Annotated in this window: 28 protein-coding genes; 7 read left to right on the top strand and 21 right to left on the bottom strand. The window is 69.8% G+C overall.

The window, feature by feature from the left end; all coding sequences use genetic code 11:
• Window positions 1-12 precede the first annotated feature (12 nt).
• The gene (locus ACZ4TR_RS03770; RefSeq protein WP_465286281.1) at window positions 13-1164 is read left to right on the top strand and encodes an MFS transporter; all 1152 of its coding nucleotides are present in this window, start codon (window positions 13-15) and stop codon (window positions 1162-1164) included.
• An 86-nt stretch (window positions 1165-1250) separates the two neighbouring features.
• Here ACZ4TR_RS03770 and ACZ4TR_RS03765 read toward each other — a convergent pair whose 3' ends face one another.
• The 5 genes from ACZ4TR_RS03765 to ACZ4TR_RS03745 all read right to left on the bottom strand — a co-directional run bounded on the left by ACZ4TR_RS03765 (window position 1251) and on the right by ACZ4TR_RS03745 (window position 6087).
• Window positions 1251-1634 carry a hypothetical protein gene (locus ACZ4TR_RS03765; RefSeq protein WP_465285625.1) on the bottom strand — a complete coding sequence of 128 codons (384 nt, stop codon included), beginning with the start codon at window positions 1632-1634 and terminating at the stop codon, window positions 1251-1253.
• A 16-nt stretch (window positions 1635-1650) separates the two neighbouring features.
• Window positions 1651-2832 (bottom strand): RtcB family protein, encoded by a 1182-nt coding sequence (locus ACZ4TR_RS03760; protein WP_465285624.1) that lies wholly within the window; start codon window positions 2830-2832, stop codon window positions 1651-1653.
• A 96-nt stretch (window positions 2833-2928) separates the two neighbouring features.
• Entirely contained in the window at window positions 2929-3717 is a 789-nt protein-coding gene (locus ACZ4TR_RS03755) for an arginase family protein (RefSeq protein ID WP_465285623.1), read from the bottom strand.
• 67 nt (window positions 3718-3784) lie between these two features.
• Window positions 3785-4822, bottom strand: coding sequence for an aspartate-semialdehyde dehydrogenase (locus tag ACZ4TR_RS03750; protein WP_465285622.1), 1038 nt, complete (start codon window positions 4820-4822; stop codon window positions 3785-3787).
• The gene (locus ACZ4TR_RS03745; RefSeq protein ID WP_465285621.1) at window positions 4822-6087 is read right to left on the bottom strand and encodes an aspartate kinase; all 1266 of its coding nucleotides are present in this window, start codon (window positions 6085-6087) and stop codon (window positions 4822-4824) included. Before ACZ4TR_RS03745 ends, ACZ4TR_RS03750 begins: the two co-directional genes overlap by 1 nt.
• A gap of 229 nt (window positions 6088-6316) precedes the next feature.
• Between ACZ4TR_RS03745 and ACZ4TR_RS03740 the strand changes: the two genes are divergently transcribed.
• Window positions 6317-6907 (top strand): nitroreductase family protein, encoded by a 591-nt coding sequence (locus tag ACZ4TR_RS03740; protein ID WP_465285620.1) that lies wholly within the window; start codon window positions 6317-6319, stop codon window positions 6905-6907.
• Here ACZ4TR_RS03740 and ACZ4TR_RS03735 read toward each other — a convergent pair.
• Together ACZ4TR_RS03735 and ACZ4TR_RS03730 are read right to left on the bottom strand one after the other, a co-directional pair.
• Window positions 6904-7482 carry a ComEA family DNA-binding protein gene (locus ACZ4TR_RS03735; RefSeq protein WP_465285619.1) on the bottom strand — a complete coding sequence of 193 codons (579 nt, stop codon included), beginning with the start codon at window positions 7480-7482 and terminating at the stop codon, window positions 6904-6906. The genes ACZ4TR_RS03740 and ACZ4TR_RS03735 overlap by 4 nt on opposite strands.
• A 91-nt stretch (window positions 7483-7573) precedes the next feature.
• Window positions 7574-7960 carry a hypothetical protein gene (locus tag ACZ4TR_RS03730; RefSeq protein WP_465285618.1) on the bottom strand — a complete coding sequence of 129 codons (387 nt, stop codon included), beginning with the start codon at window positions 7958-7960 and terminating at the stop codon, window positions 7574-7576.
• Between the two features lie 218 nt (window positions 7961-8178).
• Between ACZ4TR_RS03730 and leuA the strand changes: the two genes are divergently transcribed.
• Both leuA and ACZ4TR_RS03720 read left to right on the top strand, forming a co-directional pair.
• Window positions 8179-9939 carry a 2-isopropylmalate synthase gene (gene leuA, locus ACZ4TR_RS03725; protein WP_364512715.1) on the top strand — a complete coding sequence of 587 codons (1761 nt, stop codon included), beginning with the start codon at window positions 8179-8181 and terminating at the stop codon, window positions 9937-9939.
• A gap of 79 nt (window positions 9940-10018) precedes the next feature.
• On the top strand, window positions 10019-10570 hold the full coding sequence (locus ACZ4TR_RS03720) for a DedA family protein (RefSeq protein WP_465285617.1): 552 nt from the start codon (window positions 10019-10021) through the stop codon (window positions 10568-10570).
• Here ACZ4TR_RS03720 and ACZ4TR_RS03715 read toward each other — a convergent pair.
• Window positions 10557-11177, bottom strand: a complete 621-nt coding sequence (locus ACZ4TR_RS03715) for a peroxiredoxin-like family protein (RefSeq protein ID WP_465285616.1) — start codon at window positions 11175-11177, stop codon at window positions 10557-10559. The genes ACZ4TR_RS03720 and ACZ4TR_RS03715 overlap by 14 nt on opposite strands.
• Before the next feature lie 61 nt (window positions 11178-11238).
• Between ACZ4TR_RS03715 and ACZ4TR_RS03710 the strand changes: the two genes are divergently transcribed.
• The gene (locus ACZ4TR_RS03710; RefSeq protein ID WP_465285615.1) at window positions 11239-11847 is read left to right on the top strand and encodes a TetR/AcrR family transcriptional regulator; all 609 of its coding nucleotides are present in this window, start codon (window positions 11239-11241) and stop codon (window positions 11845-11847) included.
• Here the strand turns inward: ACZ4TR_RS03710 and ACZ4TR_RS03705 are convergent.
• A complete protein-coding gene (locus tag ACZ4TR_RS03705) occupies window positions 11832-12737 on the bottom strand; it encodes a LysR family transcriptional regulator (RefSeq protein ID WP_465285614.1) in 906 nt (301 codons plus the stop codon). The genes ACZ4TR_RS03710 and ACZ4TR_RS03705 overlap by 16 nt on opposite strands.
• Window positions 12738-12823: 86 nt before the next feature.
• Here ACZ4TR_RS03705 and ACZ4TR_RS03700 point away from each other — a divergent pair, with 86 nt between their 5' ends.
• Window positions 12824-13714, top strand: coding sequence for an EamA family transporter (locus tag ACZ4TR_RS03700; protein ID WP_465285613.1), 891 nt, complete (start codon window positions 12824-12826; stop codon window positions 13712-13714).
• Here ACZ4TR_RS03700 and ACZ4TR_RS03695 read toward each other — a convergent pair.
• The 5 genes from ACZ4TR_RS03695 to ACZ4TR_RS03675 all read right to left on the bottom strand — a co-directional run bounded on the left by ACZ4TR_RS03695 (window position 13711) and on the right by ACZ4TR_RS03675 (window position 17645).
• Entirely contained in the window at window positions 13711-14370 is a 660-nt protein-coding gene (locus tag ACZ4TR_RS03695; RefSeq protein ID WP_364512729.1) for a DedA family protein, read from the bottom strand. The two genes, ACZ4TR_RS03700 and ACZ4TR_RS03695, sit on opposite strands and share 4 nt — an antisense overlap.
• 108 nt (window positions 14371-14478) lie before the next feature.
• Window positions 14479-15120, bottom strand: coding sequence for an SDR family oxidoreductase (locus ACZ4TR_RS03690; RefSeq protein ID WP_465285612.1), 642 nt, complete (start codon window positions 15118-15120; stop codon window positions 14479-14481).
• A 58-nt stretch (window positions 15121-15178) separates the two neighbouring features.
• Complete coding sequence (locus ACZ4TR_RS03685) at window positions 15179-15658, bottom strand: transposase family protein (protein WP_465285611.1); 480 nt, start codon at window positions 15656-15658, stop codon at window positions 15179-15181.
• Between the two features lie 455 nt (window positions 15659-16113).
• Window positions 16114-17289: an RNA polymerase sigma factor gene (locus ACZ4TR_RS03680; RefSeq protein WP_465285610.1), complete on the bottom strand. Its 1176-nt coding sequence runs from the start codon at window positions 17287-17289 to the stop codon at window positions 16114-16116.
• A complete protein-coding gene (locus ACZ4TR_RS03675) occupies window positions 17286-17645 on the bottom strand; it encodes a YciI family protein (protein WP_364512735.1) in 360 nt (119 codons plus the stop codon). Before ACZ4TR_RS03675 ends, ACZ4TR_RS03680 begins: the two co-directional genes overlap by 4 nt.
• Before the next feature lie 82 nt (window positions 17646-17727).
• Here ACZ4TR_RS03675 and ACZ4TR_RS03670 point away from each other — a divergent pair, with 82 nt between their 5' ends.
• On the top strand, window positions 17728-18159 hold the full coding sequence (locus tag ACZ4TR_RS03670; RefSeq protein ID WP_465285609.1) for a YybH family protein: 432 nt from the start codon (window positions 17728-17730) through the stop codon (window positions 18157-18159).
• 49 nt (window positions 18160-18208) lie between these two features.
• Here ACZ4TR_RS03670 and ACZ4TR_RS03665 read toward each other — a convergent pair whose 3' ends face one another.
• The 7 genes from ACZ4TR_RS03665 to ACZ4TR_RS03635 form a co-directional block, all read right to left on the bottom strand.
• Window positions 18209-19321, bottom strand: a complete 1113-nt coding sequence (locus ACZ4TR_RS03665) for an ABC transporter ATP-binding protein (RefSeq protein WP_364512741.1) — start codon at window positions 19319-19321, stop codon at window positions 18209-18211.
• Entirely contained in the window at window positions 19318-20313 is a 996-nt protein-coding gene (locus ACZ4TR_RS03660) for an ABC transporter ATP-binding protein (protein WP_465285608.1), read from the bottom strand. The genes ACZ4TR_RS03665 and ACZ4TR_RS03660 overlap by 4 nt, the downstream gene beginning before the upstream one ends.
• Window positions 20314-20319: 6 nt before the next feature.
• The gene (locus ACZ4TR_RS03655) at window positions 20320-21243 is read right to left on the bottom strand and encodes an ABC transporter permease (RefSeq protein ID WP_465285607.1); all 924 of its coding nucleotides are present in this window, start codon (window positions 21241-21243) and stop codon (window positions 20320-20322) included.
• Window positions 21240-22241 carry an ABC transporter permease gene (locus ACZ4TR_RS03650; protein WP_364512750.1) on the bottom strand — a complete coding sequence of 334 codons (1002 nt, stop codon included), beginning with the start codon at window positions 22239-22241 and terminating at the stop codon, window positions 21240-21242. Before ACZ4TR_RS03650 ends, ACZ4TR_RS03655 begins: the two co-directional genes overlap by 4 nt.
• Before the next feature lie 86 nt (window positions 22242-22327).
• A complete protein-coding gene (locus ACZ4TR_RS03645; RefSeq protein WP_364512753.1) occupies window positions 22328-23998 on the bottom strand; it encodes an ABC transporter substrate-binding protein in 1671 nt (556 codons plus the stop codon).
• 303 nt (window positions 23999-24301) lie between these two features.
• On the bottom strand, window positions 24302-24862 hold the full coding sequence (locus ACZ4TR_RS03640) for a uridine kinase family protein (protein ID WP_465285606.1): 561 nt from the start codon (window positions 24860-24862) through the stop codon (window positions 24302-24304).
• 4 nt (window positions 24863-24866) lie between these two features.
• Entirely contained in the window at window positions 24867-25301 is a 435-nt protein-coding gene (locus tag ACZ4TR_RS03635) for a DUF2304 domain-containing protein (protein ID WP_364512758.1), read from the bottom strand.
• Window positions 25302-25306: the final 5 nt, after the last annotated feature.

The raw sequence follows: 25306 nt of genomic DNA, 5'->3' as shown, positions 1-25306 counted from the left end.
ACGATGGCTTTGATGTTCCTGGCGCGGCTGCCGATGACCATGAACGGCGTGCTGATGACGCTGTACATCGTCACCGGGCTCGGTCGCGGCTACGGCGCCGCCGGGCTGGTCGGCGCCGGCGTCACCCTCGGCATGGCGCTCGGCGCGCCGCTGCTGGGGCGCTGCTTGGACCGCTACGGCCTGCGCCCGATCGTCGCCGTCTGCGGAATCGGCACGACGGTGTTCTGGGTCGCCGCACCGCACCTGCCCTACGCGGCGCTCGCCGCCGTCGCGATCCCGGCCGGGATGCTCTCGGTGCCGGCGGGCTCGCTCGCGCGGCAGGTCCTGGCCGCGCTCGTCCCGGTCGAAGAGCGCCGTGCGGCGTACTCGCTCGACACGATCTCGATCGAGGCGACGTTCATGATCGGCCCCGCGGTGGGGATCGCGGCGATCACGACGCTCTCCCCGACCTTCACGCTCACCGCGCTCGGCGTGCTGTTCGGCGGCACGGCCTTCCTGATCTGGCTGGTGAACCCGCCGATCCGCGAAACCGTCGAGCCGGGTGCGTCCACGACCCGGCCGCCGCTGCGCAGCTGGCTGACCGGCCGGCTCGTGGCGACGCTGCTGATCGCCGCCGGCGCGCTGTTCGTGCTCGTCGGCACCGAGCTGGCCACGCTCGCGGCCCTGCGCGCGAACGGCGACATCGGCGTGACCGGGCTGGTGATCGCGGTGATGTGCGTGGCGTCGATCGCCGGCGGCATCGTGCACGGCGCCGTCAAGAAGTCGCTGCCGCAGGGCCTGCTGATGCTGCTGCTCGCGCTGCTGGTGGTGCCGGTCGGCCTGGCCGACCAGCCGTGGTGGCTGCTGATGCTGGTGCTGATCCCGACGAACCTGGTCTGCGCGCCGACGCTCGCGGCGACCACCGAGACGGTCAGCCGGATCGCCCCGCCGCGGGTCCGCGGCGAGGCGATGGGGCTGCAGGACGCGTCGACGCGGCTCGGCCTGGCGCTGGGCAGCCCGGTGGTCGGCTTCGCGATCGACCACTCGAGCCCGGCGTGGGGCTTCGCCGCGGCGGGCCTGGGCGGCCTGGTCGTCGCGGCGGCCGGCCTGCTGTACCGCCGCGCGCCGGAACCCGCGGCGGACCCGGACACCGCGCTGGCGGCCGCTGCCGCCGTTCGCGAGTGATCAGGGGGCTTCCGCGCAAAGCCGTGAATGTCGCATTGAGGGACTTAGAGTCCCTCAATGCGACATTCACGGACTTCTGACCAGCGCTAGCCGCCGCAGGCCACGCGGAGCGCGTCGATTTTCTTGACGTTGCGCTGCACCCACTGGGCCACCACGCCGGCGTCCTCGATGCGTTCCTTCTGCACCTCGACGTACGAACCGGCCATGCCCAGCAGCGCGTTCTTGACGTCCTGGTCCTGGACGTCGCCCGCCAGCTCCCGCAGCCGCTTCTCCTTGTCCGCGGCGCGGGCCTTGAGCTTCTCCGGGTCGACCAGCGGGTTCAGGTCCGCCAGCCCGAGCGCCTCGGTGCACGCGCCCACCTTGTCCGCGGTCTTCGACCCCTGGTCGACCGCGTCGCTGACCTGGCCGCACCCGCTCAGCAGCAGTGCGGCCCCGGCCAGCAGCGCGGCCGTCGTTCCACCCCTCGTCATGGCGCCAAGGTACCGCTCAGCCCTTGACGCAGACCACCTGCTTGAGGTGCGCCACGACCTCGACCAGGTCCGTCTGGGCCTGGATCACCGCATCGATGTCCTTGTACGCCGCCGGGATCTCGTCGACGACGCCCGAGTCCTTGCGGCACTCGACGCCGGCCGTCTGCGCCGCGAGGTCGTCGGCGGTGAACAGCTTCTTGGCCTTGTTCCGCGACATCCGGCGCCCGGCACCGTGCGACGCCGACTCGAAGGACGCGGTGTTCCCGAGCCCGCGGACGATGTACGAACCGGTCCCCATGCTGCCCGGGATGATCCCGAGATCACCCGATCCGGCACGGATCGCGCCCTTGCGGGTGACGAGCAGCTCGACCCCGTCGTAGGTCTCCTCGGCGACGTAGTTGTGGTGGCAGGAGATGGCGTCGTCGAAGGTCGTCTGCGGGACGACGTCCTTCAGCGCCTGCTTCACGAGCGCGACCATCGTGGCGCGGTTGCGCGCCGCGTAGTCCTGCGCCCAGAAGAGGTCGCGCCGGTACGCCCGCATCTCCGGCGTGCCCGCGACGAACACCGCGAGGTCCCGGTCGGGCAGGTCGGCGTTGTGCGGCAGCTTGCGCGCGACGGCCATGTGCCGCTCCGCCAGCTCCTTGCCGATGTTGCGCGAACCCGAGTGCAGCATCAGCCAGACCTGCCCGGTGCCCTCTTCGAGGCAGACCTCGATGAAGTGGTTCCCGCCGCCGAGGCTGCCGATCTGGCGCGCGGCCCGGTCGTGCAGCTCCTGGACGCCGGCGTGCAGCTCGCCGAAGCCCTTCCAGAAGGCGTCCCAGCCGCCGACGCCGTGCACCTTCGCGGGGTTCACGGGCGTCTTGTGCAGCCCGAAGCCGACGGGAACGGCGCTTTCGATCCGCCGGCGCAGCTTGCCGAGGTCATCAGGGAGATCGCTCGCGGTGAGCGACGTCCGAACGGCGCTCATGCCGCACCCGATGTCCACCCCGACAGCGGCGGGCGAAACGGCGTCCCGCATGGCGATGACGCTGCCGACGGTGGCGCCCTTGCCGTAGTGCACGTCGGGCATCACGGCGACACCGTGCACCCACGGCAGGTTGGCGACGTTGTGCAGCTGCCGCATGGCCTGGTCTTCGACCGAGGCGGGGTCCGCCCACATCCGGATCGGGACGCGGGACCCTTCGACAGCGGTGTACATGATTCCTCCCCTGAATTGCTTGCGGGCCAAGGATGACCGGTGACGGCCGATCGGACAAGGCGATTTCCGATCGTCCACTGTGGAGGCAGTGACCGGTCACGTCAGCACCGTGCCGGTCAGCTCGATCAGCTCCAACGCCGCCGCCCGCACTCCGCCGTCACCGTCACAAGCCGGGTCGTAAGCCGCGAACGTTGCGCTCACCACCGGCCACCTCGCACTCACCGCCTCGACGATGTGCCGGACCTCCGCCGCGTCCGGGCCGTCCGAGGCCGCGTACGAATTCGCGCTGCCGACCAGCCGTGAGTCGTGCACGTCGAAATCCACGTGCAGGTGCACCCGTCGTACCCGCGGCGGAAACCCGGCCGCCGCTACCTCGGCCGCCCGGGCCGGCAGCAGGCGGATGCGCGACTCGTCCAGCACCGCCCGCTCCGCCGGGTCGAGGTCGCGGGCTCCTACCAGCAAGACGTGCTCGTCGGGTACCGGACGGAACCCGGGCACCGTCGTCCGGCAGCGGCCGGTGAGCATCGCCAGGCCCATGCCGTCCACGAAACCCGAGGTCGTCGTCTCCGGCGTGTTCAGGTCGCCGTGCGCGTCGAGCCACACCACCGCCAGGTCATCCCTCGCCGCCAGCCCGGCCACCACCCCCACCGACGCACCGCAGTTGCCGGCCAGCACGATCGGGGCCACGTCGTCCGCGACCGCGCGCCGGACCTGCTCGGCGACCGCCCGCTGGACCTCTTCGTAACCACTCTCCGCCACCGTGACGACCTCGGCTCCGAGCCGTTCGGCCGCGCCGTGGCGGAGCAGGTCGGTGGGGCCCGCGCCCATCCGCCAGTCGCGGCGGCCGGAGTCGGACGGTGCGAGGATCAGCCGTGTCACGCCCATGGACCCGAGCATGACACGGCGAAGGCCCCTCACCACCCGCGGCGAGGGGCCTTCGGAACGCTCGGCGTCAGGACTGGGCGATCAGCTCCGCGATCTGCACGGCGTTGAGCGCCGCGCCCTTGCGCAGGTTGTCGTTCGAGATGAACAGCGCCAGCCCGCGGCCGCCCTCGACGCCCTGGTCGACGCGGATGCGGCCGACGTAGCTCGGGTCGTTGCCCGCCGCCTGCAGCGGGGTCGGGACCTCCGACAGCTCGACGCCCGGCGCGTGCGCCAGCAGCTCCGTCGCCCGCGCAGGCGTCAGCGGCTGCGCGAACTCCGCGTTCACCGAGATCGAGTGCCCCGAGAACACCGGCACGCGCACGCACGTGCACGACACGCCCAGCCCCGGGATGCTCAGGATCTTGCGGCTCTCGTTGCGGAACTTCTTCTCTTCGTCCGTCTCGAGCTCACCGTCGTCCACAATGGACCCGGCCATCGGCAGGACGTTGAACGCGATCGGCCGGACGTACTTCTCCGGCTTCGGGAAGTCGATCGCCGCGCCGTCGTGGGTCAGCAGCGCCGCGTGCTCGGCGGCGGCGCGAACCTGACCCGCCAGCTCGTCGACGCCGGCCAGCCCGCTGCCGGACACCGCCTGGTACGTCGACGCCACCAGCCGGACCAGCCCGGCCTCGTCGTGCAGCGGCTTGAGCACCGGCATCGCGGCCATGGTGGTGCAGTTGGGGTTCGCGATGATCCCCTTCCGCGCTTCCTTGATGGCCTGCGGGTTGACCTCGCTGACGACCAGCGGCACGTCCGGGTCCATCCGGAACGCCGAGGAGTTGTCGATCACCGTCACGCCCGCCTCGGCGAACCGCGGCGCCTGCGCCTTCGACGTCGACCCGCCCGCGGAGAACAGTGCGATGTCCAAACCGGACGGATCCGCCGTCGACGCGTCTTCGATCGTGACTTCGGTGTCGCGCCACGGCAGTGTCGAACCCGCCGAGCGCGCCGAAGCGAAGTACCGGAGCTCGGCGATCGGGAACTCCCGCTCCGCCAGCAGCTTGCGCATCACCGCGCCGACCTGGCCGGTCGCGCCGACCACCCCGACCCGCAACCCGTCCGCCATCAGCGACCACTCCCCGCGTAGACCACAGCTTCCTCGTCGCCACCGAGCTCGAACGCGTCGTGGATCGCGCGCACGGCGTCGTCGAGCTGCGCGTCGCGGATCAGCACCGAGATCCGGATTTCCGAGGTGTTGATGATTTCGATGTTGACGCCGGCGTTGGCCAGCGCTTCGCAGAACGTCGCCGTGACACCGGGGTGCGAGCGCATCCCGGCGCCGACCAGCGAAACCTTGCCGACGTGGTCGTCGTAGAGCACCGACTCGAAGCCGATCTCCGCCTTGACCTTCTCCAGTTCCTTGACCGCCTTGGCGCCGTTGGCCTTCGACAGCGTGAAGGTGATGTCCGTGCGGCCGGACACCGTGCTGGACACGTTCTGCAGCACCATGTCGATGTCGATCTCGGCGTCGGCGATCACGCGGAAGATCCGGGCCGCGGCACCGGCGTGGTCCGGTACCCCGGTGACCGTGATCTTCGCTTCGGAGCGGTCGTGCGCCACACCGGTGATCAGGGCTTGTTCCACGGGGATCTCCTCGATAGAACCGGTCACCGTCGTGCCCGGCTTGTCACTGTAGGAAGAGCGCACTCGGATCGGGACGCCGTAGCGGCGCGCGTATTCGACGCACCGCAACATGAGGATCTTCGACCCGCTGGCGGCGAGCTCCAGCATCTCCTCGTAGGTCACGGTGTCGAGCTTCTTCGCGTCCGGCACCACCCGCGGGTCGGCCGTGTACACACCGTCCACATCGGAGTAGATCTCGCAGACGTCGGCGTTCAGCGCGGCGGCCAACGCGACGGCCGTGGTGTCCGAGCCACCGCGGCCCAGCGTGGTGATGTCCTTGGTGTCCTGCGCGACGCCCTGGAAGCCCGCCACCAGCGCGACGTAACCCTGCTCGAGGGCCTCGGTGACCCGGCTCGGCGTGACGTCGATGATGCGTGCGTTGCCGTGCACCGACGTCGTGACGACGCCGGCCTGCGAACCGGTGAACGACCAGGCCTCGGCACCCTGGGCCGCGATAGCCATGGCGACCAGCGAGTTCGAGATGCGCTCACCCGCGGTGAGCAGCATGTCCATCTCCCGCTCCGGCGGCGCCGGGTTGACCTGCTGCGCCAGGTCGAGCAGCTCGTCGGTGGTGTCACCCATCGCGGAGCAGACCACGACGACGTCGTTGCCGGCCTTCTTGGTGGCGACGATCCGTTCCGCGACGCGCTTGATCCGGTCGGCACTTTCCAGCGACGATCCGCCGTACTTCTGGACCACGAGGGCCACGCCCGAACCTCCTAGACGGGCCGGGTCTGCTCCCTGGTGGGCACCGAGGAGCCCCCGCGTCCCATATTTGAGAAGGAGCCTACCGGGGCTCCAGCGGCCCGCCACCCTCTTGACGTGGGGCGGGGCCCGTGCGCGGACGGTGCGGAAGTAAATCTTCCGTAACACCAACGAAATGCGCGGAGCCCTTCCTCCCGAGTGATGCAGCGCACGCCTGGGTATCGTCAAGATCGTGCGAAAGCCAGCTGTGACGAGCGTCCCGATCGCTGCCCTGATGGCCGAGCGGTGGAGCCCGCGGGCCCTGGACGCGTCTTTTTCGGTCGGCCCGGAGCAGGTGAGGGCGCTGCTGGAGGCGGCCCGCTGGGCCCCGTCGTTCGGCAACACCCAGCCGGCCCGCTACCTGGTGGGGCTCCGCGGGACGCCGTCGTTCGACGCGATCCTGGCGACGCTCAACTCGGGCAACCGGGCGTGGGCGCACCGGGCGAGCCTGCTGCTGATCGGCGTGATGGTGACGACGAACGCGAAGGGTTCGGTGCCGTACGCGGAGTACGGGCTGGGGCTGGCGTCGGAGAACCTCGTGCTGCAGGCGGTGGAGCTGGGCCTGGTCGCGCACCAGATGGCGGGGTTTTCCGCTCCCGACGTGAGCGCGTCTTTCGGCCTTCCGGACGACGCGGTACCGAAGGTGGCGATCGCGGTGGGGAAGCCGGCCGCGCCCGAGGTGCTGGAGGAGGACTGGCGGGTGGAGCGCGAGAAGGCGGAGCGGCAGCGGATCCCGCTGGAGGAGTTCGCGTTCACCGGCCAGTGGGGCACGCCGGCCCTCTAGCCCGGCAGGACGACGGCCCGGTCCCGCACGCGGTCCAGCGCCGTGAAGGGCACCACGGTGCTGACGTCGTCGACGGCGCTGAACCCGCCGACGGTCGTCCTGATGTCGACGATGGCTTCGGCGGTAGCGGCATCGAGCCCGCAAACCGACGCAATCACCTCCGCCGGCGCGTTGTTCAGGTCGACCAGACCGCCGTCGTCGTAGTCCCGCACCAGGTCGGGACGGCCGATCCGGAGGTCACGCGCGATGAGCGGCTCCTCGGCGACGAGCTTCCGGGCTTCGGTGCGGCGCTCCCGCGCGGCCAGCGCGGCGGCGACGGCCGGATCCGGGCCGTCAAGGCGCTCGCCGGGAACGTGGCGGAGGATTTCGCGGCGCAGCTTGGCCTGCTGCACGCAGGCGACCGCGACCACGACGAGGCCGATGACCACAGCAACCCAGGTGAGCAGGTTGCCCGCGGTGCCGACCGTCTTGCCCGCGGCGTCCTTCGGAGAGAGGGACAGCAGCGTGGACATGACCGCGGCGGCCGCTCCGAAGACGGCGGCGCGCGCGTAGAGCGGCTTCCGGCCGAGCCGCACCGCGGCGTGGACGAACGGAACCCACGCGAAGAGCCCTGGCCCGGCGGCGACAGTGCGTTACGAGAGTGCGCCGATCGTGATCACCGCGGAATCAGGAAGCGCCGCCCACCCGGCGGATGATCTTCGCCAGTACCCCGGACACCACGAGCCAGAAGATCGCCGCGATGCCGTAGTTCACCAGGACTCGCAGCTTCGCGTCACTCGGGGTGAACAGGTCGCTGAACCCCAGCGCCAGGCCGTCCGCCCAGGACTTGACGAACGAGACGATGCCGTTGTCCGGGTTGGCCGAGCCGACCGTGAAGATCACGTGGATCACCAGCAGCGCCGCGAAGATCAGCCCCACCCAGCGGACGATCGACGCCACGATCGAGGCGATCCGGCCGCCCGTGGCGCGCCAGTCGACCGGGGCCCGGCGGGAGACCTCGGTCTCCTCCGACGACGCCGACGACGTCGAAGACGACTCCGTGTGCTCACCCATGCTCGAAGTTTCGCACGGGCACCGTCCGATTGCTACCCACAGGTAACCCCCAGGAGGAGACGCCCGGCTTTCCCCGTGCGGTGTTCCCTGGTTATGGTGGAGTCGTGGCGCGTGCTCTCCTGCTTCGCTGCCGCGACGGGGCCTGACCGGACCGGCTCCCCGTCGCGGGGCTTCGTGGTGCCGGTCGCACCCGTCTAGCTGGAGACACCCTCAAAACCATGAGCAAGATCCGCAAGCCTTCGCGTCCCGCGCCCGCTGACCAGCCCGCTTGGAACACCCAGCGCGGCACGTCCATGCCGGTCCACCGCTACCGCCCCTGGTACGACCTCGTCGAGAACATCGACCTGCCCGACCGCACCTGGCCCACGAAGCGCATCGACCGCGCGCCGCTGTGGTGCGCCGTCGACCTGCGGGACGGCAACCAGGCCCTGATCGACCCGATGTCGCCCGCGCGCAAGCGGAAGTTCTTCGACCTGCTCGTACGCATGGGTTACAAGGAGATCGAGGTCGGCTTCCCGGCCGCGAGCCAGACCGACTTCGACTTCGTCCGCGAGATCATCGAAGAGCACGCCATCCCGGACGACGTCAGCATCCAGGTGCTGACCCAGTGCCGTCCCGAGCTGATCGAGCGGACCTTCAAGTCCCTCGAAGGCGCGCCGCGGGCCATCGTCCACATCTACAACTCGACCTCGATCCTGCAGCGCCGCGTGGTCTTCCGCGAGGAGCGCGAGGGCATCAAGAAGATCGCGACCCAGGCCGCGGAAATGGTCGTCGAGCTGGCCGCGAAGCAGCCGGACACCGACTTCCGCTTCCAGTACTCGCCGGAGTCCTACACCGGCACCGAGCTGTCCTACGCGCTCGAGGTCTGCAACGCCGTCACCGAGATCTGGCAGCCGACGCCCGAGAAGCCGGTGATCCTGAACCTGCCGGCGACGGTCGAGATGGCGACGCCGAACGTCTACGCCGACTCGATCGAGTGGATGTCCCGGAACCTGGACCGCCGGGACTCGGTGATCCTGTCGCTGCACCCGCACAACGACCGCGGCACCGGGATCGCCGCCGCCGAGCTGGGCTACCAGGCCGGCGCCGACCGGATCGAAGGCTGCCTGTTCGGCAACGGCGAGCGCACCGGCAACGTCGACCTGGTCGCGCTGGGCATGAACCTCTACAGCCAGGGCATCGACCCGCAGATCGACTTCTCCGACATGGACGAGATCAAGCGGACCGTCGAGTACTGCAACCAGCTGCCCGTGCCCGAGCGCTCGCCGTGGGGCGGCGACCTGGTGTTCACCGCCTTCTCCGGCAGCCACCAGGACGCGATCAACAAGGGCCTCGACGCGCTGAAGGACGCCGCCGACAAGCAGGGCGTGCCGCTGGACGAGTACCCGTGGGAGGTCCCGTACCTGCCGATCGACCCGAAGGACGTCGGCCGCACGTACGAGGCCGTCATCCGCGTGAACTCGCAGTCCGGCAAGGGCGGCGTCGCCTACATCATGAAGGCCGAGCACCAGCTCGACCTGCCGCGGCGCCTGCAGATCGAGTTCTCGAAGGTCATCCAGCGCTACACCGACACCGAGGGCGGCGAGGTCGACCCGGCCACGATGTACAACGCCTTCTCGGCCGAGTACCTGGAGCTGAAGACGCCGCTGGAGCTGGTCCGCCAGCACGTCCAGGACAACGGGGACGGCGAGTACGACATCACCGCGACCGTCCGCGTCGAAGGCGACGAGCACGAGGTCACCGGCCGCGGCAACGGCCCGATCGCGGCGTTCTTCGACGCGCTGTCGACCGTCGGCTTCGACCTGCGCCTGCTGGACTACTCCGAGCACACGCTCTCGCCGGGCGACGACGCGCGCGCCGCGTCGTACATCGAGTGCGCGATCTCGGACCGGGTGTTCTGGGGCATCGGCATCGACCCGTCGATCGTCACGGCGTCGCTGCGCGCGGTCGTCTCGGCGGTGAACCGCGCCAACCGCTGAACCTGTGGGCCGCCTGTCGGGTTGCTGTGAGTCCTCCGTGATCCGGAGTTTCCGCGCCCGGCAGGCGGTTAATGGAGGTGTGGATGCGACTACGGCGGGGCTGCTGGTGCTGTTCGTCGTCGCGCTCGTGCCCCTGCTGCCCACCGAGGTGACGATCCTCGGCATGGGCGTCGCGGCGGCACAGGGCGGGACGTCGCTGGCACTGGTGATCGCCGTGGCCTCGGCCGGGTGCCTGGTCTCCGACCAGGCGCTCTACGCCCTCGGCCGGTTCGGTGGCCGGGCGGCGCTGAACCGGCTGAGCCGGCGGAAGAAGATCGCCGCCGGCATCGGCTGGCTCGACGGACGGCTGCAGCGCCACCCCCGGCCGGTGCTGGTGGTCGCCCGCTGGCTGCCGTCCGGCGGGACGGTCGGCGCCCTGCTCGCCGGTTCGCTCCGCTGGCCGATGGCGGAGTTCTTCACCGCGTCAGCCGTCGGCGTCACGCTCTGGACGTCTTACGTGGCCTTCCTGGGCTACGCCGGCGGCCAGATCATCACCGAACCCGGGATCAGCATGCTGGTCTCCCTGGGCGTGGCGCTGGTCCTGGGTTCGGTGATCACCTACGGCGTGAAGCGTGGCGCTAAAGCGATTTGAGCGCTTCGAGGATCTCCGCGGGTTCGGTGCGCGTGACGAAGTCCGGGTGGACGTCGACGAACCGGAGCACGCGGTCCCGGTCGACCACGAGCACCGCCGGGTGGACCAGCTCCCAGGTGCCGTTCACCTTTTCGAGGTCCGTGCCGAGCGTCTGCATGGCTTCGCGCACGGGCGCCGACACCGGGTAGCTCAGCCCGAGCCCCCGCGCGACCGTGCTGCCGGCGTCCGAGAGCACGGGGAACTCCAGGTCTTCCACCGGCAGCGAGCCGTCCGGGCGCTGCGGGCTGATCGCGGCCAGCGTTGCGCCGTACTTGCCCAGCTCAGGGACGACTTCCTGCTGATAAGCGCGCAGGGTCAGGTTGCAGTACGGGCACCACTGGCCGCGGTAGAACACGAGCACCGCCGGCCCCTGGGCGACCAGCTCCGCCAGCTTCGTCGGCGTCCCGTCGGCGCCGGGCAGCTCGAAGTCCTCGATCTCGGCGCCCACCTCGGCGAACTTCGCTCCGGCGGCACGGCGCCGATCCGCGTCGAGGACCTCGGCGATTTCCGGCGGCAGGGCGGCCCGGAGCTGGTCGTTCAACCCGGTCAGGGCGGTTTCGAGCGTCATTTGGTTCCCCCAAACTTCTTGTACTGATTGGTACAGTGAGGCCGACTGTACTATTCGGTACATGGAGATGCAAGCGGCCGCCTCGACCCCGCGCGGCAAACGGACGCGCGACGCGATCGTCGACGCCGCGGCCCAGCTGATGTACGTGGACGGCGTCGCGGGCACGAGCGTCGACAAGGTGCTGGCCGCCAGCGGGGCCGGGAAATCGCAGATGTACCACTACTTCAAGAACAAGGACCAGCTGGTCGAGGCCGTGATCGACCGGTACCTCGAGCAGATCCTGGCCAACCAGCCCGCGATCTTCGAGCTGACGTCCTGGGCGGACTTCGAGACGTGGACCGAGCAGCTGCTCGACGTCCAGCGGCGCGCGGGCGGCCCGATCGCCTGCCCGCTGGGCAACCTCGCCGGCGAGGTCGGCGACAACCCGAAGCTCGCGCCGCTGGTGGACCAGGCCTACCGGACGTGGGAGTCCCACCTGGTACGCGGGCTGACCACGTTGCGGGACAAGGGAGAGCTGCGTCCCGACGCCGACCCGGCGCGGCTGGCGCAGGCGGCGATGACGTCCGTCCAAGGTGGACTGCTGCTGGCCCACCTCCGGCAGGACATCACGGCTCTCGAGGACGCGCTGGGCATCGCGCTGGCCTACCTCCGCGGTCACGCCGTGAGCTGAGCGACCTCCGCGCGCAGTTCGTCGATCACCTTCGCCACGGCCGGACGTTGCAGCGCGCCGGTGCGGCAGACCGCCTCCACCAGCCGCGCCGCGCGGATCCCGGCCAGCGGCCGCGCGACCAAGCCGCGCCCGCGCCCGGTGTCCATCGTGTATCGCGGCAGCAGCGCGATCCCGTGCCCGGCCGCCACCAGCCGCTCGGTGATCCGGAAGTCGTTGATCCGCTGCACCACCACCGGCCGCACGCCGGTGCGGATGGTCAGCGAGCGCAGCACGTCGTCCACCGGGAAGCCGAAGTCGACGCTGATCCAGCGTTCGTCGGCCAGGTCCGCCAGTTCGACGCGGCGCCGGCTCGCCAGCCGGTGCCCGGCCGGGAGCGCGACGTCGAGCGGTTCGCGCAGCAGCGGCACGACGTCGAGGCGGCCGGCGTCGAACTCCGGCGCGTGCTCGTCCCGGTGCGCGACGACGATGTCGTAGTCCGCGACCAGGCCGGGCACCTCGGACGGCGTCATGTCGACGTCGCGGACGTCGACCTCCAGCCCCTCGTACCCGGCGACGCGGGTCAGCAGGCCGGGCAGCAGCATCAGCCCGGCCGACTGGAAGATCGCGATCCGCACGCGCCCGCGCGGCGCGCTGCGGTAGGTGTCCAGTTCGGACTCGGCGCGATCGAGCGCGGCCAGCACCTCGTCGGCGCGGGCGACCAGCGCGCGGCCGGCGTCGGTCAGCCGCAGTCCCCGCCCGGCCGGCTCGGTGAGCGGCAGGCCGACCTCGCCCTGCAGGGCCCGCAGCTGCTGGGAAACCGCGGACGGCGTGCAGTGCAGCGCCCGGGCCGCGGCCGTCACGCTCCCGCGGTCGGCGAACTCCCGCAGCGTGCGCAACCGGCCCAGATCCACGGACCCAGCATATGTGAAGTCCGGCTACAAGGTCCGTGCAGATAATATCGCTGGTCCTTCACGATGGCCGTTGACAGAGTGGAGGCATGCCCACCCGTGACCGCCTGCTCGCCGTGCTCGTCGCCGTCCTCTGGGGCCTGAACTTCCTCGCCATCCACGCCACGCTCGGCCAGTTCCCGCCGGTGTTCGCGGGTGCGCTGCGGTTCGCCGTGATCGCCGTGCCGACGATCCTGTTCGTCCCGTGGCCGAAGGTGAAGGTGCGGCACCTGCTCGGCTACGGCCTCGGCTTCGGCACCGGGCAGTTCGCGTTCCTGTTCATCGCGATGGACACCGGGATGCCGACCGGGCTCGCTTCGCTGGTCCTGCAGGCGTCGGCGCCGTTCACGGTGCTGCTCGGCGCCGTCTTCCTGCGCGAACGCGTCACGCCGCACCAGCTGGCCGGGATCGCGCTGGCCGTCGCCGGGATGGTCGCGATCGCGTGGCAGCAGTCCGGGCACGCGGCCCTGCTGCCGATGCTCCTGACGCTGCTGGCCGCGCTGAGCTGGGCGTTCGGCAACCTGAGCACGCGCAAGGCCGAGCCCGACAACCCGCTGCACTTCACGCTGTGGATGTCCGTGGTGCCGCCGCTGCCGATGTTCGCGCTTTCCCTGGTCATGGAAGGGCCGGCCGCGCAGTGGCGCTCGCTGACGACGCTCGGGACACCGACCGGGCTGACGGCGCTGGGTGGCCTGACCTACGTCGTGCTGATCGGCACCGTCGTCGGGTCGGGCGTGTGGACGACGCTGATGCGGCGCAACCCGGCGAGCGTCGTCTCGCCGTTCTCGCTGCTCGTGCCGGTGGTCGGGCTGACGGCGTCGTTCCTGCTGCTCGGCGAGCGGCCGACCTGGCTGGAGGTCGGCGCTGCCGTCGTCGTGATCGGTGGGGTGCTGCTCGGGTCGCTGCGGCCGGCTCGGAAGCGCGAGCTCGTCGCGGTCTAGACCGTCGGCTCGTTGACCGGCTTCTCCTCGACGGTGGCCGTCTCGGCGTCGTCGTGCTTGCGGCCGAGCCGCTTCTTCATGACGAAGAAGACGACGACGCCGATCACGACCGCCGCGACCAGGCCGAACTTGGAGAACCGGCCGAGCCACTCTTCGGCGACCACGCCGAGGTAGTAGACGGCCGCGGTCGTGCCGCCCGCCCACACGATGCCGCCGGCCGCGTTCGCCAGCAGGAACTTCGGGTAGTGCATGCGCAGTGACCCCGCGAGCGGGCCGGCGAGGATGCGCAGGAACGCGATGAACCGGCCGAGGAAGACGGCCCACACACCGCGTTTGTTGAAGATCCGTTCGGCGTTGGCGAGGTGCGTCGGGCCGAAATGCTTCGGGAATTTCCGGCCGGCCCAGGCGAACAGCCGTTGACCACCGGTCTTTCCGATGAAGTACCCGATGCTGTCGCCGATGATGGCGCCGGCGCTGGCCAGGACGCCGATCCACAGCGGGTTCAGGTTGCTGTGCTGCGAGGCCAGCAAAGCCGCGCTGACCAGCACGATCTCGCCGGGCAGCGGAATGCCGAGGCTTTCGATCATGATCACCGCGCCGACGATCAGGTACACCGAGAGCGGCGGGATCGCCTCCAGCCATTGGTCGATGTGCACTGCCCGTACCCCCTGCGCGTTCGGAAATCTGCTTTCCGCAGGGTACCGGGGGAAGTGCGCCGGGCGCGGCCTACTCAGGTATTGCCAGGGGTACGACTTGAGTCGGGGTCAGTCGAGTGTCGCGAGGGCCGGACCGACCGGGAAATCCCCGGAAACGACGTCGAAGCCGCGGTTCTCGGTGAGCGGCTCCCCGAGGACCCCGACGAGCACGGCGGCGACGTCCCGCCGGGTGATCCGCCCGGGTTCGAGGTGGCCGGCGACCTTGACGCGGCCGGTGGCGGGGCCGTCGGTGAGCGTCCCGGGCCGGACGATGGTCCAGGTCAGCGCGGACTTCTGCAGGACGCTGTCGGACACCTGCTTGGCGAGCAGGATCGACCGCACGAGCCGGTCGCCCTGATCGGGTGAATCGGCGAACTGCGCGGAGAGCTGGATGAAGCGCGGCACCCCGGCGACTTCGGCGGCCCGGATGGCGGCGATGGCCCCGTCCCGGTCGACGAGGTTCACCGACTCGGGTTCCGGATCGGGCGCGCCGATGGTGGTGATGACGACATCGGAGTCCTTGAGGGCTTCGACGAGCTCATCCCGATCGGCGGTGACATCGGCGACGACGGTTTTCGCGCGTTCGTCCCGGAGGACATCGGCCCGCTGCCGGCTCCGCAGGCCGGCGCGCACTTGGTGACCTCTCGCGGCGAGCAGGCGGACCACGTGGATCCCGGTTCGCCCTGACGCCCCCAGCACGGTGACCTGCATGAGGTGATCCTCCCGCAGGTGGGGCGGGTCTGCCCGGTGCCGGAGTTGTCCACAGGGTTCACCCCCATGTGGACAACTTCGGATGGTGGGCGTCGACCTGCGGGTTTGGTCGGTTGCCACCGATAGACTGGACGTGGGCACGCCCCCCAGGGAAGGGCGGGGTTCCGGCAAAGTCTTTGTGCTGTTCAGGCAGGTATTCCGAGCAGGGCGGGTCGGTGTTGCTGGTGTCGTGTCCGGCGAGCCAGTTGCTGATCACGTCGTCGAGGATGTCGCCGTCGATCCGTCCGGTCACGCGGCGCACGGTGGCCTCATCGGGTGCTGTGTACCGGTTCTGAAGGGAATCGAACCGGGCGCCGAGAGCGGCTAGGACTGGCTGAGGTGCGTCGGCGGCCCATTCGCCGATCGCGGTGAACGACTGGGCTCCCGCCACGACCGCTGCGGCGGCGAGCGCCAGAATCGAGCCGATCGGGTGCCGCACACCACGCCGATCTCGTGGATCAGGCACCTCGGCCAGATGTTTTCGCAGGTCAGCGGGCACGGCTCTCTCACACGATCATGGGACCTAGACACTCACATGATCAACGAGGGTCGTGCCCGCCCTGCAATCAGGCCAAAGACATTGCCGGAACCCTGCCAGGGAAGGGCGGGGTTTCGGTGGGGCCGGGATGGCGCGGACGGGGGGCCCACAGTCGACGGCGGACGAATGTCCTGAAAGACCCGTCATGGCGTCCGACGAGGTGAACGGGGTCTTTCACAGCGTCTCGGCGGCGCGACCGCGCGTTCGCTCAGTCGATGCGCAGGCGCCACAGGCTCGCCCCAAGCCCGGAAACAACCCGCCCAGGCAGCGCCGCGGTATGTCGGAAAGCGCAGCTGGGTCCCGGCTGGCCAGGACCGAACGTCTTGAATGACTCATTCATGGCGTCCGACGAGGTGAATGAGTCATTCAAGACACCGCGACCACGCCAACACCAGGGATAGGGCGAGGCCCAGCGGTCAAGGCGTCAGATCCGCGGCCCGTGACTGCAGGTAAGCCTGCTCCGGCAGGCTCAACGTCCGCCCAGCGGCGACCAAGTACGCCTCCCTCGCCCCAGCCACATCGCCCGACAACTCCAGCAAGTGCGCCCGCACCGCGTCCACCCGGTGGTGCTCCTTCAACTCCGCGCCCGCCAGCTCCGCCAAACCCGCCTGCGCCCCATGGACCTGCGCAAAAGCCACCACCCGGTTCAACGTCACCATCGGCCCCGGCGCCACCACCCGCAGCAGGTCGTACAGCGTGAGGATCTGGGCCCAGTCCGTCTCGGCGGCCGTCGGGGCCTCGGCGTGGACCGCCGCTATCGCCGCTTGGAGCTGGTACGGCCCCACCGGGGAAGTCGACAACGCGCCCGTGATCAGTGAGATGCCCTCCTCGATGAAGGGGCGGTTCCAGCGTGTGCGGTCCTGGTCCGCCAGCGGGACCAGCGCGCCCGACGGGGAGACGCGGGCCGGCCGGCGGGCGTCCGTCAGGAGCATCAACGCCAGCAGGCCCGTCACCTCGCCGTCGTCCGGGAGCTCCGCGCTCAGCCTGCGGACCAGGCGGATCGCCTCCGTCGTCAGCTCGACGCGGTTCAGCTCGTCGCCCGAACTCGCCGTGTGGCCCTCCGTGTAGATCAGGTACAGCACCTGCAGCACCGCCGCCAGCCGCTCCGGACCGCCGTCCCGGGTGAGGCGCGAGCCGCGGAGTTTCTGCTTCGCGCGGCTGATCCGCTGGCCGATCGTGGCCTCCGGGACGAGGAACGCGCGGGCGATCTCCGCCGTCGTCAGGCCGCCGACCGCGCGCAGCGTCAACGCCACCTGCGAATCCCGCGAAAGCGACGGGTGGCAGCACAACAGCAGCAACGTCAGCGTGTCGTCCACCGCGACCGGCGAAGGGTCCGGCGGCTCGGCCAGCGCCACCGCTTCTTCACGCCGCTGCCGGGCCGTCTCGCTGCGCCACTGCTCGATGCGACGCCGGGACGCCGTCGTGATCAGCCAGCCCTTCGGGTGATCCGGGATGCCCGAAGCCGGCCACTGCTGCGACGCCGCCAGCAGCGCCTCCTGGACGGCGTCCTCGCAGGCCTCGAAATCGCCGTAGCGCCGGACGACCGCCGCGAGGACCTCGGGCGCGAGCGTGCGCAGCAGGTCGACGATCACCGCAGCCCCATCACCGGCCGCACCTCGACCACCGCGAACGCGGCTTCGGGGATCCGCGCCGCGATCTCGATCGCGCGTTCGCGGCTCTCGCAGTCGAGCAGGTAGAAGCCGGCGAGGAACTCCTTGGCCTCGGCGAACGGCCCGTCGGTCGTCGTCGTGCCGTGCTCGCCCACGCTGACCTGCGTGGTGAGCTCGGGGAAGGCGAGCCGCTCGGAGACGATGCGCTCGCCCGACGCGTCGAGGTCGTCGCTGAGCTGCTGGTAGTAGGCCAGCCCGGCGGCCCGCTGCTCGGCGCTCATCCCCTCCCAAGCCGCCCGGGACTCGGGGTTGCCGTAGATCAGGACCACGTATTTCACGAAAGTCTCCCGGTCGATGTCGAAATCCGCGTGGCGGCGCCTACGTCCCCTCCGACAGGCAACCACACCCCAGGAGGATGGCATGACCGAGCAGGACGACAAGCGGATTCGCGAACTGGTGGCCGCCCGCGCGACGGCGATGACCGAGCGTGACGCCGAAGCGCTCGCCGCACAAAGCGCGAAGGACCTCCGCGCGTTCACCCTGGCCCCGCCGCTGGTGCACCACGGCGAAGACGTCGAGGCCCGCAAGGCCTGGTTCGCGAGCTTCGACGGCCCGATCGAGTACGAAGTCCGCGACCTCGAGGTCACGGTCGGTGGCGACGTCGCCTTCAGCCACGCCCTCAACCGGCTCTCGACGACGCCGAAGGGCATGCCGCAGCCGTTCGAGCTGTGGTTCCGCTCGACCCTCGGCTTCCGCAAGCAGGACGGCGAGTGGCGGATCACCCACGTGCACGACTCGACGCCGTTCTACATGGACGCCACGATGAGCGCCGCGCTCGACCTCAAGCCGTGAAAAAGGTGACCGGCCGGGACGAATCCCGGCCGGTCACCCGAAGAGAACCTCAGAGGATCTCGGCGGACGTTCCGACGTCCGGCGGGCCCAGGTCGGGGTTCAGCGCCCCGGTGAGCTCGACCAGCTCCGCCTTCACCTCGTGCGGCTGGATGCGCCCGTCGCGGATGTCCTCGGCGTAGTGGCACGCCACCCGGTGACCGCCGCCGATCTCGCGCAGCTGCGGGCGGTCGGTGTCGCACAGGCTCGCCTGCTTCCACGGGCAGCGCGTGTGGAAGCGGCAGCCCGACGGCGGGTTCGCCGGCGAAGGCAGGTCACCGGCGAGCAGGATCTGCTCGCGGGTGTCCTCCACCTGCGGGTCCGGCACCGGGATCGCCGACAGCAGCGCCCGCGTGTACGGGTGCAGCGGTTCCCGGTACAGCGAGTCCGCGTCGGTCTCCTCGACCAGCGCGCCGAGGTACATCACGCCGATGCGGTCGGAGATGTGCCGCACCACCGCGAGGTCGTGCGCGATCACCACGTACGTCAGGCCGAGCTGGTCCTGCAGGTCCTCCAGCAGGTTCACCACCTGGGCCTGCACCGAAACGTCCAAGGCGGACACCGGCTCGTCGGCGACGATCAGGTCCGGCTCCACCGCCAGCGCCCGCGCGATGCCGATGCGCTGGCGCTGCCCGCCCGAGAACTCGTGCGGGTACTTCCGCAGCGACGTCTCCGGCAGGCCGACCGCGGACAGCAGCTGCCGCAGCCGCCGCTGGGTGGCTTCCTTGTCCTTGTCGAGGCCGTGCGCGTGCATGCCCTCGAGCAGGATCGACTCCACCGACTGCCGCGGGTCCAAACTGGACAGGGGGTCCTGGAAGATCATCTGCATCCGGCGCCGGGCCTTCCGCAGTTCCTCACCCTTCAGCTTGGCGACGTCGGTGCCGTCGAAGACCACCGAACCGGCGGTCGGCTCGCTGAGCCGCAGGATCGCCCGGCCCAGCGTCGACTTGCCGCACCCGGACTCGCCCACCAGGCCGTAGGTCTCGCCGCGGCGGATGGACAGGTCGACACCGTCGACCGCGTAGACGTGGCCGACCGTCCGGTCGAACACGACCCCGCTCTTGATCGGGAAGTGCACCTTGAGGTCGCTGACCTCGAGCAGCACGTCACCAGCAGGACGGGTCATCGGGCTCCTCCTCCCGCCGCGACCGCCGGCCGCACGGGGTTGTGACAGCGCAGCAGGCCGCCCTGGTCGGGCGCCAGCTGCGGCTGGACCTCGCGGCAGACCGGCAGCGCGTTCGGGCAGCGCGGTGCGAAGGCGCACCCGTGGTCCCACGGGATGTTGTCGGACACCGAACCGCGGATGGGCACCAGCTTTTCGCCGCGGCCCGCGTCGAGCCGCGGGATCGAGGCCAGCAGGCCGTGCGTGTACGGGTGCCGCGGCTCGGCGAACAGCTGGTGCCGCTGCGCCCGCTCCACGATCTTGCCGCCGTAGAGCACGTTGACCTCGTCGCACAGCCCGGCGACCACACCGAGGTCGTGCGTGATCATGATCAGCGCGGTGCCGGTGTCCTGCACCAGTTCCCGCAGCAGGGCGAGGATCTGCGCCTGGATGGTGACGTCCAGGGCGGTGGTCGGCTCGTCCGCGATGAGCAGCCGCGGCCGGCACGCCAGCGCGATCGCGATCAGCGCGCGCTGCCGCATCCCGCCGGAAAGCTGGTGCGGGTACTCGGAAAGCCGGCGCGACGGGTCGGGGATGCCGACCTTGTCGAGCAGGTCCGTCGCTTCGGCCGTCGCCGCCTTGCGGGACATCCCGCGGTGGCGCTCCAGCACCTCGGTGATCTGCAGCCCGATCGGGATGACCGGGTTCAGCGAGGACAGCGGGTCCTGGAACACCATGCCGAGGTCGCGGCCGCGGCGGTCGCGCATGTCCTTGTCGGACAGCTTGAGCAGGTCGGTGCCTTCGAAGCGCACCGAACCGCTGACCTTGTTGCCGCGCCGGGCCAGCAGCCGCATGATCGCCAGCGACGTCACGGACTTGCCGCAGCCGGACTCGCCGACCAGGCCGACGGTCTGGCCCGGTTCGACGTCGAAACTGACGCCGTCCACCGCGGTGAACGGCCGCTCGCCACGGCGGACGAAGTCGACCTTCAGGTCACGGACTTCAAGGAGTGCCATGGTTTCTCACCGCCTGTTCTTCGGGTCGAGGGCTTCACGCAGGGACTCGCCGAGCAGCGTGAACCCGAGCGCCACGATGATGATCGCGATCGCCGGGTAGTACGCGAGCTCCGGGCGGACGTCGAGGAACTGGTGCGAGGCCTTGCCCAGCATCAGCCCCCACTCCGCCCGCGACGGGTCCGGGTCGCCCAGACCGAGGAACGACAGCGCCGCGGCCTCCAGGATCGAAGTGGCCAGCGTGAGGGTCGCCTGCACGATGACCGGGCCGAGCGAGTTCGGCAGCATGTGCCGGAACACGATCGCCCCGCGCTTGACCCCGAGCGACGTCGCCGCCAGCACGTGGTCGGCGTCCCGCTGCGACAGCATCGAACCGCGCAGCAGCCGGGCGAAGATCGGCACGCCGATCATCGACACGGCCAGGATGACCGTCCACTGGCTCGGCTTCGCGAACAGCGCCGCGATCGAAATGGCCAGCAGCAGCGACGGGAACGACAGCATGACGTCGACCAGTCGCATGAGGACGGTGTCGACCCAGCCGCCGAACGCGCCCGCGAGACCACCGATGATCACACCGATGATCACACCGACGATCGTGGCGAGCACCCCGACGATCAGCGTCTGCTGCGCGCCGGCGATCAGCCGCGACAGGAAGTCGCGGCCGAAGTCGTCCACGCCGAGCGGGAACCCGGCCTGTGCGCCCGGGATGAAGTTCGGCCGGATCTGGTCGCCGAGGTAGTGGACGTCCGGGTCCTTCGGTTCCAGCAGGGGCGCGAAGATCGCGACGATGAGGAACACGCCGGTGATGACGGCGCCGGTGATCGCGACCGGGCTGCGCAGCATCCGGCGGATGGCGTCCGCACCGAGGCTGCGCCCGCTCGCCGCGGCGAGCTTGTCGATCGGTTCCTTCTTCTTGTTGAGCAGAGTGTTCATCGCACACGCACCCTCGGGTCGATGATCCCGTACGAGATGTCGACCAGCATGTTCACCAGGACGTAGACCACGGCACCGAACAGCAGGAGTGCCTGCAGCCGGGGGTAGTCACGCCGTTCGATCCCTTCGGCCAGCAGGAAGCCGAGGCCGCGGAAGTTGAACACCCGCTCGGTCAGCACGGCGCCGCCGAGGAGCGCGCCGGTCTGCAGGCCGATGGTCGTGACCACCGGCAGCAGGCCGTTGCGCAGGACGTGCCGGGTGCGCACCACCTGCTGGGTCAGGCCCTTGGAGTTGGCCGTGCGGATGAAGTCCTCGTTGAGGACGTCCAGCACCGACGCGCGGGTGATCCGGGTGATCACCGCGAGCGGGATGGTGGCGAGGGCGAACGCGGGCAGGATCAGGTGCTTGATCGCGTCCCAGACGGCGTCCCACTCGCTCGTCATGATGCCGTCGAGGATGGCGAAGTTCGTGATCGCCGTGGCGTCGAGCCCCGCAGCCTGGCGGCCCTGGGACGGCAGGCCCAGCGGCGCGGCCAGGAGGTCCTGCATCATGTAGCCGAGGAAGAAGACCGGCACCGCGACGCCGATCAGGCTCAGCACGATGACACCGTTGTCAACCGGCCCGCCGCGGTACCGCGCGGACAGGTAGCCGGCCGGGATGCCGATGACGATCGCGATGATCATCGCGGAAAGACCGAGCTCGATGGTCGCCGGCAGGAAGGTGACGATCTCGCCCATCACGGGCTGGGTCGACACCAGGGAGTTGCCGAAGTCGCCGGTGAGCGCCCGGCCGAGGAATCCGAAGTACTGCACGAAGATCGGCTGGTCGAGGCCGAGCACGTGGTTGAGGTTGGCGATCTTCTCCGGCGTCGCCTTGTCGCCCAGGAGGGCGGCGGCGGGACCACCGGGCAGGGACCGGAGCCAGGCGAAGACCAGGATGGACAGGATGAAGAGCGTCGGGATCGCTTGTAGCAGCCGACGCACGAGGAAACGGAGCACTTGCAGTCCTTTGTTGCCAGCCCGGGATCAGGCGCAGGGGGTGGGTGCGGTAGCACCCACCCCCTGCCTTTGGCTGAAATCCTTCGTCAGCTCACGGTCACGGTGTTGAAGCGCTCGTCGGTGAGCGGGCTCGCCACCAGACCCTTCACCTTCGGGCCGACCACGATGGCCGGGGTCGGGTACGCGATCGGGATGGCGGGGAGGAAGTCCATGATCTTCTTGTTGACTTCCTGGTACGCCTTGGCGTGAGCGTCACCGGCGGGCGAAGCGTCCGCCGCGCTCAGAGCCGCGAAGAGCTCCGGGTTGTTGAACCCGAACTCCTTCTTCTCGCGGCCGAAGAACGTGCCGACGAAGTTGCCCGCGTCGTTGTAGTCACCGGTCCAGCCGAGCAGGTGGAGGTCCTGCTTGCCGGCCTTCTGCACGTCGTCCTTGTAGCCACCGTTCCACGGCTCGGCGTGGGCCTCGATCGTGACACCGATCTTCTTGAGGTCCTCGGAGATCGCCGTGAAGGTGTCCGCCGGGTTCGGCATGTACGGCCGGCTGACCTCGGTCGGGTAGTAGAACTTCAGCGTGAGGTTCTCCGCGCCGGCTTCCTTGAGCAGGCTCTTCGCCTTGTTCACGTCGTACGGGTACTTCGTGACGTCGTCGGTGTAGCCCGAGATGACCTTCGGGACGAACTCCGTCGCGACCTCGGAACCCTCGGCCAGCTTCGACTTCACGAACTGCTCGCGGTTGATGCCGTAGGCCAGCGCCTGGCGGACCTTGACGTCCTTGAGCTTCGGGTTGTTGGCCTGGTTGATGCCCAGGTACAGCACGTTGAACGACGGGCGGATGAGCACCTGCTCGCCGTCGTTGCGCAGCAGGCCGTAGTCCGCCGGGCTCGGGTAGTCGTAGCCGTTGATGTCGCCGGCCTTGAGCGCCTGCTTGCGGGCGTTCTCGTCCGGGATCACCTTGAAGATCAGCTTGTCGAGCTTCGCGGGCGACGGGCTGGTGTCGTTGCGCACCAGGGTGATCTCACCCTTGGCCTGGTCCCAGCTCTCGAACTTGAACGGGCCGGTGCCGACCGGGTGCTTGTTCGCGTACTCGCTGTAGGTGAACGAGTCGCCGCTCTGGGTGACCTGGTCCGCGTTGTACTGCTTGAGGGCGGTCGGGCTCTCGATGGAGAACGACGGCAGCGTGAACGCCGCCGGGAACGCGCCCTTGGCCTTGTTCAGGTTGAGGACCGCGGTCGTCGGGTCCTTCGCCTCGCAGCTCTTGTAGACCGGGTCGCCGCTCGCGTCGCCCTCGTTCTTGGCGAAGCCCTCGAAGACGTCGCCGTAGTAGATCATCTGGCTCTGGGCGGCGGCGCCCTTCATGTTGTACCAGCGGTCGAAGTTGAAGCAGACCGCCGTGGCGTCCATCGGGGTGCCGTCGGAGAACTTCACGCCGGACTTGAGGGAGAACGTCCAGGTCTTGCCCTCGTTGCTCGACTCCCACTTCTCGGCGAGAGAAGGCTCGAGGTCGGCGGTGCCCGGCTTGTTCTGGATCAGCGTGTCGTAGATCTGCCGCGTGATCCGGAAGGTCTCGCCCTCGTCGTTGAACGTGGGGTCGAACATCTTCGGGTTACCGGCCGCACCGAAGATCATCGTGCCTCCGGTACCACCCCCGGCGCCCTCATCACGCTTGGATTCCGCACAGGCGGACAGCGAAACCGCGAGCGCGCCGGCGAGCCCGATCAGGGCCACGCGGCGTGTTCGGGTCAGCCGCAATTGCTGCATCTGGCACCCCTTGGGAGATGTTCGGGTTCAAAGTCACCGTCCGGTCGGTCAGGAACTCGACGGACGATCGGTGTGCTCGCCGACACTAGCGGGAACTCGCCCCAGGCTTAAGTACGTGAGGTTACGATCGCGCTACGTGGGCGTCGATTTGACCGCAATGTGTCCGTAAATCACGACAGACTGTGACCATTTGCGGCCGACCACTCCGCCTGGTGGCGGATCACTAACTCAGATGGCGGTACCAACGTTAGCCCGGTCGTGTTGGCCGGGGCGACTTGTCTTGATCGATCCATAGCGGTCTGTTCACGCACCGTGACGGCTCGGTTCCGACGAAAGTCGGGTACCGGCGGCCGCGGCGGTGCCGTCGACGGCGAACCAGCCACGCTCGAACCGTTGCCAGCGGCCCAGTTCGGCCCGTGCGGCCTCGCCGTCGCGCGCCACTGTCCTGGCCAGCCGCGCGCTCTCCGAACCGCCGGAGAGCCAGCAGAGGTGCGAAAGCAGGGGTCTTACCGAAGTGCGGCCGCACGAGACACCTTCCAGCACCAGGACTTCCGGCACGGGCACCCGGACGAGCTCACCCGGCCGGGGTGCCCCACCTGTCCAGTCCATCCGCCGGTAAGCGCCTTCGACGCCGTTCGCGAGGGGTTTCAGGACGCCGTCGACCAGCTGTGGCCACCAGGAAACCGGATCGTCCCACGTCGCGAAGGCGTCGGTGCTCACCAGCTCGGTCCGGCACCCGCGCGCACGCAGCCCGGCGGCGATCCGAGCGGCCAGTGTGGACTTCCCGGCGCCCGACGGGCCGTCGACGGCCAGCAGGCGCACCGCCCCCAACCGGGCCGGCGCGGCGAGCAGGGCTTCGATCACCCGGTCACTTGCTGACGCGCTCGACCTCGGGAAGCCCTTTGACGTCGTCGGGCGCGGTGGTCCGCGCCTCCAGCTCGGTGATCCGGGCGGCCAGCTCGCGCTTGGCGTCCTCGAGCTCGCACCGCAGCAGCGCGGTCTCCTCGACCGACGTGCGCACCTCTTCTTCCAGGTGCCCGACCTCGGTGGACAGGTGCAGCGACACCAGGGCCAGCACGACGCCGGCGAGGAGGAAGACGAAGTTCGACGGCGTCTGCACGCCGGTGTGCTTGGCGAGGAACTCGGCCGCCTGCGGCAGCACCGCGAGGACGACGACGCCGGAGGCGACCACGAGCCAGACGCCCGCGTACTTCTCCCGCAGCTTCCGCCGCCGCATCATCTCGAGGACGACGAACAGCACGACGCACGCGACGACGATGCTGAGGATGCGCCAACCGTCCATTGCAG

It is taken from the genome of Amycolatopsis sp. NPDC028719 (assembly GCF_055565395.1).
The sequence above is the reverse complement of the archived record's forward strand: the minus strand, read 5'-3'. Positions and strand labels throughout refer to the sequence as shown.